Genomic DNA, 8,551 nt, shown 5'->3' on the forward strand with positions numbered 1-8,551 from the left:
GTGGGGCAAGAGCGCTTTGGTTACTTTGCCGCTTTTGCAAAGTGACACGCCGTAAGGGCGTAACCCTAAGCCGCCCTGACCAAAATAACGGATATGTACCCGACCCAACCCGACCCAACCTACCCACATGTTGACCGTGCAAGACATTACGTCCCGCCGCGCCTACACCAGTTTTTGCAACTGCGCCGCCGTATCCACTGCGCCCATGGTCTGGGCCGCGGCCAGCGCGGTAACGCCCTGGGTGTCCGTTGCCTTGGGATTGGCGCCCTTGGAGATCAAGTAATCCACCATTTCGGTGCGATTGAACATCGCTGCCATCATCAACGCAGTACGACCATCGACGGATGCCCCTTCAACCTGAGCACCCCCTTCGATCAGCGCCTTGACCACGTCCAGGTTGCCCTTGAACGCCGCACCGGCAATCGGCAGCTGATTCTTGTCGTTGGCAATCTGCGGATCGGCCTTGAACTCCAGCAGCACTGTCACCGCATCGGCGTGGCCGTGGTAGGCGGACAGCATCAACAGGGTGTCGCCATTGTGGTTACGCAGATTGGCCGGCAAGCCCTTGGCCAGCAGTGCCGCGAGCAAGGCTGCATCGCCCTTGCGCGCTACGTCGAAGACCTGCTCGGCAAACTCGGCAGCTTCTTCTTCGGTCATTTGTTTGGCTTGGTCTGTCATCTGTGGCTCCGTGTTCGGCATTTCGTAAGGCGCTCAGTTTCCCGAGCGCCGCCAAACCTGTCACCCCTTTTTTCCTCACAGCGGCCATAGGCACAATCAATAGCGAAACTTGCCTGCCTGGATATCCGCAAGCATGTCACCGGTCACGGGCACATAGGTATCGGAGCCCGGCAGCCAGGCGTACAGCGGATCGTCACCGACCTTAGCCGGGTCGAACGCTTCTTCCTTGAGCCGCACCTTCTGGTATTTAAAGGTGCCGGTGGTTTCCATTTTCACCTTGATCCGCAGGAACAACGGCACGGCATAGGACGGCAGTTGGCCATGGGCAAACTGCAATAACGCCCGCATATCCAGGGTCGCCAGGGATTCAGACGGGGTAATCGCCGCCATCCCGGCCCGGCCGTTGGTGTTGTGGATCTCGACGCCGTAAGCGACCGCTTCGGCGATCTGCGGGTGTTGCAGGAAGATATTTTCCACTTCGGTGGTGGAGACGTTTTCGCCTTTCCAGCGGTAGGTGTCCCCGAGGCGGTCGACAAATTGCGCATGGCCGAAACCGATGCTGCGCAACAGATCACCGGTGTTGAAATAGCGATCGCCCTTTTCAAACACATCACTGAGCACCACCTTGCGGTTCTTCTCGGGGTCGGTGTAGCCATCGAAGGGTGCCTTGTCGTCGATCCTGGCCAGCAGCAGGCCCTGGCCGCCCTTCTGCACTTCGCGCATGAAGCCGTTACTGCCGCGAATCGGCTCACAGGTGTCATGGGCGTAGTCCACGAGCGCCCAGTGCATCAGGGAAAAGCCGATGGTGTTATCGAAATTCAACACATTGGTGAAGCCGATATTGCCGTCGCTGGCGGCATACAGTTCGCAAATGTGATCGACACCGAAACGCTCCTTGAATTGAGCCCAGACCCCAGGGCGCAGGCCGTTGCCGATCATTTTCACCACGCGGTTGTGCCGGTCGCTCTCGCTGGGCGGTTGGTCGATCAGGTAACGGCACAGCTCACCGACATATCCCAGGGTCGTGGCGTTGAATTTACGTACATCGTCCCAGAACTGGCTGGCGCTGAACTTGCGGCGGATGGCAAATCCCGACGCCCCGGCTATCGCCGAGCCCCAGCACACGCACAAGCCCGTGGCGTGATACAGCGGCAAGGTGCAATACATGACGTCATCGGGCCCCATGTCCAGGGCGATGGTGCCGAAGCTGGCTGAGGATTTCATCCAGCGACCATGCTTGAAGATGCCGGCCTTGGGCAGTCCCGTGGTGCCGGAGGTGTAGATGTAGAAGCAAGGGTCGTTGAAGTAGATCTGCTGGCTGCTGGCTGGATTGCCCTCCGAGGCTCCAGCGCTGGCCGCCATCAAGTCGACGTAGCCATCCGGCGCAGGGGTCTGGAGCTGCTCGGCGACAAACCAGGTTCGCGCCGGATCAATCGCCACCTGATCGCGCACGGCCGTGTAGGCCGCGACCAGTTCCGCCCCCACGACAATGGCCACCGGTTTGACCAGGTTCAGGCTGTGTACCAGCACCGCATGGGTTTGTGCGGTGTTGAGCATGGCGCAAATGCCGCCGACCTTGGCCACAGCCAACACGGTCAACAGCAGTTCTGGACGGTTTTCGATAAACAGCGCCACCACGTCGCCCTTGCCGATGCCCTGTTCCAGCAGATAATGGGCAATGCGGTTGGCTTGCTGGTTGGCCTCGGTGTAGCTGAGCACCCGGTCGCCATACAGCAACGCGGCGCCATCGGGGTTGCGCAGGGTGGCCTGTTCGAAGGTGAAGCCCAGCCCGCAAGGCTGGTCGGGGTTGGTGATGTTGGCGACGCGGATGCCGCGTACCAGTCTTGGCAAGGCCCGGACGATAGTGGGCACCTTACGCAACATCATGCCCCAGGTAATCATGTCGCTTTGCTGATGGCTCATGAGCGGGAACGTCCTTTTTCTTATTATTCGTATGATCCTTGGCCATCCATCCCTGTAGGACTAACGATGAATGCCTTGCAAGAAAATACGCCAGCCATTCTTTGGCTGTACACGCAGGATTTGAAAAGTTTTGTATCCCGGATCAGCGGCAAACGAATAAAGGGAATTTATACCGCCATTGGGTGGTCGGTATGGATGTCCTGCCTTGTCCGGCAACGGCAAAATGCCCGCCTGAACAAAGCAAAATGCAGGATGCACGATGGCCATTCATGCAGATTGCACGAATCCAAAAATCCGTAAAAATTACAAACCATTGATTTATAACGATTTTTAGTAAATAAGGATACTGGCACAATCACTGCACCTATCACTCCACGCTTGCCAATCATGAGCTAACGGAGCTGATAGACATGAGCCTGATCCAAGATAAGTTTTCTTCTGTGTTCTCCAATTTCGACGTCACCACCCAGGACCGTCCTGACGGTGGCATCCTGCTGACCCTGCGCAACAGCGAAGGCAAGCAAATCAAGCGCTCGATCTCTTACCAGCAGTTGCACACGGCCGATCAACTGACGTGGGTCATCAGCGCCATCCGTCGTGACCTGGCCGAACAAGCCAGCGAACTGCCGCAGATTTCGATGTTGCAAAGCCAGCATCGCTTTGCCCTGCCGACCTACCACTCGGCATAAGCGCACGTTTCATTTATCGGGTCGTGATGCCGCCGTGCATCACGGCCCGTTTTTTTTTACCGCATTATTTGCAATAGATGTTTCACAGATGAAACTTGACCGTTGCCGGTGAGGCAGTAGTCAGAAGCGTCAGTCGTCCAGACGCGGGAAACCATTGGCGATATCGTCGCCAGTTAAGTGCTCACTCCCACCTCCGGCGCCCCTGAACAGGCGGATCGCCACGAATCGCGGTTCCTCGCCCATATCGAACCAGCGCGCCGTCCCGGCGGGTACGCAAATCAGGTCGTTTTTCTCACACAGCACGGCATAGACGTAGTCACCAATGTGCAAGCTGAACAGCCCACGGCCCGCAGCGAAAAGACGGACTTCGTCGACACCATGGCGGTGTTCGTCGAGGAACCGCGCGCGAATTTCAGCTTTTTGCGGATCATCGCTGTTGACGCTGAGCACACCCACCGAGGCGTAGCCGCCCTTGGTCATCAGCGTGTCGATCTGTGCCTTGTACGCCGAAATCACGTCGGCCTCGCTGGCGCCCGCCTCGATCCTGGTAGCGGCTTGCCAACGTTCAAAACCCACGCCCTGCTCGGCCAGCGTGGATGCGATATCGTCGAAATGGGTCAGCACCTTGTTCGGCGTATCCGGGGTACTGATGTGGTAAACGAAAAGACTGCTCATGAAAGGGTTCCTCGGTCGGCACCACCGTTCGGCACTTCAAGGTCCGGTCGGGCGGTATAAATCATTAGGCGCAAGGCTGCTTCTTGATCACCACGGCTCATGGCCGCTCCTCTGGCAATCGAACAGCCATGATCACAGCGGCCGCGAGGGCCGCGAGGCTGGCAATGCTGAAGGTCAGGGTCGGCCCCAGCAGGTTCCAGCTATACCCCGAATACAAGGCGCCCACCGCGCCTCCGGTGCCGGCAAGGGCGGCATACAGCGCCTGTCCCTGGCCTTGCTGGCGAGCGCCGAAGCTACGCTGGACGAACTGAATGGCAGCAGCATGAAAACTGCCGAAAGTAGCGGCGTGCAAGACCTGGGCAAACAGCAGCACCCAGAAAAACTCGGCAAACGAACCCAGCAACAGCCAGCGCATCGCCGCCAGCAGAAAACTGGCGATCAGCACGCGGCGCACCGAGAAGCGCGTCAGAATCCGGCTCATGGCCATGAACATCAACACTTCCGCCACCACCCCCAGGGCCCAGAGCAGGCCGATCACGCCACGGCTGTAGCCAAGATGTTCAAGGTGCAGGGTCAGGAAGGTGTAATACGGGCCGTGGCTCATTTGCATTAGCGCGACGCAGGCATAAAACGCCATTACCCCGGGGCTGCTTAGCTGGCGCAAGAAGCCATCGGCGGCCAGGCGATTGCCCTGGGTCGACGGTTGGGCATTGGGCACCCACAGGCTGGCACCGATGATACCCACCATGATCACCGCGATCGCCACCGGGTAAATGTCCAGGCTCAAGGCTTCGAATAGGCGACCCAGGGCCACCACGGCCAGGATAAAACCGATGGAGCCCCACAGGCGGATCTGGCTGTAGCGCGAGGTCTGGCCTTGCAAATGCGCCAGGGTAATCACTTCAAACTGCGGCAGCACCGCATGCCAGAAGAAGGCGTGCAAGGCCATGACCATCGCCAGCCAGGCGTAGGACTTGCTGATGAAGATCAGCGAAAAGCTCAACAGAGTGCAGACTGCGCCAAACCGCACGATGGCCAGGCGCCGACCCGTGTAATCCCCCAGCCAGCCCCAGATATTGGGCGCCACGCAGCGCATCAGCATGGGGATGGCTACCAACTCGCCGATGCGCGCGCTGGAAAACCCGAGGTGATCGAAATACAGCGCCAGGAAGGGCGCTGTCGATCCGAGCAGGGCGAAATAGAACAGGTAGAAGCTGGAGAGCCGCCAGTACGCAAGCGCTGCCACGGCCGTCAGACCGTCACAACTGACCCAACACCGGGGTGCTCACACGCACATCGGCATTTTGCCCGCGATGGCGCAGCAGATGATCCATCAGCACGATAGCCATCATTGCTTCGGCAATCGGCGTGGCACGGATGCCGACACACGGGTCATGGCGACCCTTGGTGATCACGTCCACCGGGTTGCCGTGAACATCAATGGAGCGCCCCGGCGTAGTGATGCTCGACGTTGGCTTGAGCGCCAGGTGCGCAACGATGGGCTGGCCGGACGAAATGCCGCCGAGAATACCGCCAGCGTTGTTGCTGACAAACCCTTCAGGCGTCAGTTCGTCGCGGTGCTCGGTGCCACGCTGGGCAACACTGGCGAAACCGGCGCCGATTTCCACGCCCTTGACCGCGTTGATGCTCATTAGCGCATGGGCCAGTTCGGCGTCCAGGCGGTCGAAGATCGGCTCGCCCAAGCCCGGCATCACGCCTTCGGCGACTACGGTGATCTTGGCGCCGACGGAATCCTGATCCCGGCGCAATTGGTCCATGTAGGCTTCCAGCTCCGGCACTTTGTCTGGGTCGGGGCTGAAGAAGGCGTTTTCTTCAACGCTGTCCCAGGTCTTGAACGGGATTTCGATCGGGCCGAGCTGGCTCATGTAGCCGCGAATGACGATGCCCTGGGTGGCCAGGTATTTCTTGGCAATGGCGCCGGCTGCGACGCGCATGGCAGTTTCCCGCGCCGAACTGCGACCGCCACCACGGTAATCGCGCTCACCGTATTTGTGATGGTAGGTGTAGTCGGCATGGGACGGGCGGAACAGGTCCTTGATAGCCGAGTAGTCCTTGGACTTCTGGTCGGTGTTGCGGATCAACAGGCCGATGGCACAACCGGTGGTGCGGCCCTCGAACACGCCGGAGAGGATTTCGACTTCGTCGGGCTCCTGGCGCTGGGTGGTGTGGCGGCTGGTGCCGGGCTTGCGGCGATCCAGATCGCGCTGCAGGTCTTCCAGGGACAGCTCAAGGCCCGGCGGGCAGCCGTCGACAATGGCGACCAACGCCGGGCCATGGCTTTCGCCCGCGGTGGTGACAGTGAACAGCTTGCCGTAGGTATTGCCGGACATGCAGGGCGCTCCGTGAAATCAGCTGAAATAACTCAACCGTGATAACTAAGCGCGCCAGTATACGCAGGCTCTCTCAGTAGTTCATCCTCGAAACCTTACCGGTAGACGTTGGTCCAACCGGCACCTTCCTCATGATGGCGCGATGATGCTTCGAGTCTTGCTCTTGACCCTCACCCTGTTTTCCAGCCTTGGCTTCGCCGCCTCCCCTGTCGTGCTGCAACGGCCCATCAGCCTGGACACCGGCAGCGGCGAGCTGTTTGGTTCGCTGTTGCTGCCCAAATCCGACAGCCCGGTGCCCGTGGTGCTGATCATTGCCGGCTCAGGGCCCACCGACCGCAACGGCAACAGCGCCGATGGCGCACGTAACGACAGCCTCAAACGCCTGGCGTGGGTGCTGGCCAAACACAACATCGCCAGCGTGCGCTATGACAAGCGCGGTGTGGCTGCCAGCCTCGCGGCAACACCCGATGAGCGCAACCTGACCCTGGACGCCTACGTGGCCGACGCCGTCGCCTGGGGCAAACTGCTGAAAACCGACCCGCGCCTGGGGCCGTTGATTGTACTGGGCCACAGCGAAGGCGCATTGGTGGCCGCCCTCGCCGCCCCGCAACTCAATCCCGCCGGGGTGATTTCCCTGTCCGGCAGCGCCCGCCCGGTGGACCAGGTGATCCGCCAGCAACTGGCTGACCATCTGCCCCCGGCCCTGTTGCTGCGCAGTAACCAGATTCTCGACCACCTCAAGTCCGGTCAGGTGGACGCCGATGTACCCGACCCGCTTGAGGGTATTTTCCGTCCCAGCGTGCAGCCTTATCTGATCAGCTTGTTCCGCGCCGATCCTTCGGCCGCGTTTGCCAAGCTGACGATGCCAGCCCTGATCATCCAGGGCACCAACGACCTGCAAGTGGGCGTGGCTGACGCGCAGAAGCTCAAGGCGTCCAAACCGGATGCCGAACTGACAGTGATCGAAGGCATGAACCATGTGATGCGTATCGTCCCCAACGATGTGAAGCAGCAATTGGCCTCCTACAACAACCCGCAATTGCCTCTCGCCGCTGAACTGGGTACCCGCCTGATTCGCTTTATCGACGGACTTCGCCCCAGTTAAGCGAGCATTTGCCCTCCAGTCCTGAATAAAGCGGCCGATAAGCACAGGGTCAACAGCAAAAAGACTGTCGACTCGCAGGGGCTTGGACAGGATCGCACCGAATGACGAACACCGAAGCAGTACCGGAATCTCCCGCCGAAACCCCCGCTGAAACCGAAGCGGCCGCAGCGGCTGCGCTGCCGTGGGCGCAGGTTCAGGCCGAACACTTCAAGATGCTGCGCCTGGCGCCCTTGGCAACCGATCGCGCCACCGGCGTGCGGCCGTTGCGCTTTGTTCAATTTGGCTACGCCGAACGCAACAACAAGGACCAGAGCCTGCTACGCATGGTCATCCAACTGCCTGGGCAGCGAGTGCGGCGCGAACAGAATCACCTGGATATCTGGGTTGAACACGCCACCCAGCGGGTGCATTTCGGCCCCGGCAACAGCCTGGAGATCGAACCGGCCAACCGTGGCATCGGTCGCTTCCTGGTGGCACAGGGTGTCGCCTGGGCGAAAAAGAAGTGGTCGCACTATCGCGTCGACGGTGTCGACCTGGCGAACAAGGATGCGCTAAACGAAGCCACGCGCCTTCGGCGTGATCACTTCCTGCGTATCCAGGGCTTTGATGTGGCCTACGCCGATGTCCAGCATTTGAAGGGCAACGTGCAACCTGGCAAGGTCAGCGACCTGCTGGACAGCTGGAACACCGAAAAGCTGCAGTTCGTGGAAATCCTCGAAGCTGCGCAGATGCTGCAGCAAGCCGAGCAGAACCTGGCGGAGCAGGAAGTGAGGCTGCGCAAGGAAGAGGAAAAGGTCATCAAGTTCAAGCGCGAAGACAGCGGTTTGCGCTTCACCATTACTTGCCTGGTGGCGTTTACGGTGTTTCAGGCAGGGTTGTTGATCTGGATTGCGACGCATCGCTGATAACTGATTCGCACTGAAGAAATTGAGTTGAATGTGGGGCTGCGGGCAGAGGCTGGGCTGGGCTGGGTACATATCCGTTATTTTGGTCAGGGCGGATTAGGGTTACGCCCTTACGGCGTGTCACTTTTGAAAGGAGCCCAAAAGTAACCCAAAGGCTCTTGCCCCACCACTTGGTGCCTCGCTGTGGCTCGGCATGCCTTCACTCCGGCATTGCTCCGTGGGCCG

The 8,551-nt window shown here is 59.8% G+C and carries 9 protein-coding genes; 4 read left to right on the forward strand and 5 right to left on the reverse strand.

The features are described 5' to 3' along the window. Window positions 1-162 precede the first annotated feature (162 nt). Both AAEZ06_RS26770 and AAEZ06_RS26775 read right to left on the reverse strand, forming a co-directional pair. Window positions 163-678, reverse strand: a complete 516-nt coding sequence (locus AAEZ06_RS26770; RefSeq protein WP_350617083.1) for an ankyrin repeat domain-containing protein — start codon at window positions 676-678, stop codon at window positions 163-165. A 96-nt stretch (window positions 679-774) separates the two neighbouring features. Then, window positions 775-2,601 carry a long-chain-acyl-CoA synthetase gene (locus tag AAEZ06_RS26775; RefSeq protein WP_350617085.1) on the reverse strand — a complete coding sequence of 609 codons (1,827 nt, stop codon included), beginning with the start codon at window positions 2,599-2,601 and terminating at the stop codon, window positions 775-777. Between the two features lie 66 nt (window positions 2,602-2,667). Between AAEZ06_RS26775 and AAEZ06_RS26780 the strand changes: the two genes are divergently transcribed. Together AAEZ06_RS26780 and AAEZ06_RS26785 are read left to right on the forward strand one after the other, a co-directional pair. Further along, window positions 2,668-2,901: a hypothetical protein gene (locus AAEZ06_RS26780; protein WP_350617087.1), complete on the forward strand. Its 234-nt coding sequence runs from the start codon at window positions 2,668-2,670 to the stop codon at window positions 2,899-2,901. Between the two features lie 110 nt (window positions 2,902-3,011). Next, window positions 3,012-3,290, forward strand: coding sequence for a DUF3509 domain-containing protein (locus tag AAEZ06_RS26785; protein ID WP_149411550.1), 279 nt, complete (start codon window positions 3,012-3,014; stop codon window positions 3,288-3,290). A gap of 129 nt (window positions 3,291-3,419) precedes the next feature. On the opposite strand, the gene AAEZ06_RS26790 is transcribed toward AAEZ06_RS26785, so the two are convergent. The 3 genes from AAEZ06_RS26790 to aroC all read right to left on the reverse strand — a co-directional run bounded on the left by AAEZ06_RS26790 (window position 3,420) and on the right by aroC (window position 6,316). Further along, window positions 3,420-3,965 (reverse strand): 1,2-dihydroxy-3-keto-5-methylthiopentene dioxygenase, encoded by a 546-nt coding sequence (locus AAEZ06_RS26790; RefSeq protein WP_350617089.1) that lies wholly within the window; start codon window positions 3,963-3,965, stop codon window positions 3,420-3,422. Between the two features lie 97 nt (window positions 3,966-4,062). Next, window positions 4,063-5,211, reverse strand: a complete 1,149-nt coding sequence (locus AAEZ06_RS26795) for an MFS transporter (protein ID WP_149411548.1) — start codon at window positions 5,209-5,211, stop codon at window positions 4,063-4,065. A gap of 13 nt (window positions 5,212-5,224) precedes the next feature. Then, window positions 5,225-6,316 carry a chorismate synthase gene (gene aroC / locus AAEZ06_RS26800; RefSeq protein WP_149411547.1) on the reverse strand — a complete coding sequence of 364 codons (1,092 nt, stop codon included), beginning with the start codon at window positions 6,314-6,316 and terminating at the stop codon, window positions 5,225-5,227. 142 nt (window positions 6,317-6,458) lie between these two features. Here aroC and AAEZ06_RS26805 point away from each other — a divergent pair, with 142 nt between their 5' ends. Further along, window positions 6,459-7,421, forward strand: coding sequence for an alpha/beta hydrolase (locus AAEZ06_RS26805; RefSeq protein ID WP_350617092.1), 963 nt, complete (start codon window positions 6,459-6,461; stop codon window positions 7,419-7,421). A gap of 101 nt (window positions 7,422-7,522) precedes the next feature. Further along, window positions 7,523-8,326, forward strand: coding sequence for a hypothetical protein (locus tag AAEZ06_RS26810; protein WP_350617094.1), 804 nt, complete (start codon window positions 7,523-7,525; stop codon window positions 8,324-8,326). Window positions 8,327-8,551 lie beyond the last annotated feature (225 nt).

This window comes from Pseudomonas sp. HY7a-MNA-CIBAN-0227, assembly GCF_040310325.1.
GTDB lineage: Bacteria > Pseudomonadota > Gammaproteobacteria > Pseudomonadales > Pseudomonadaceae > Aquipseudomonas.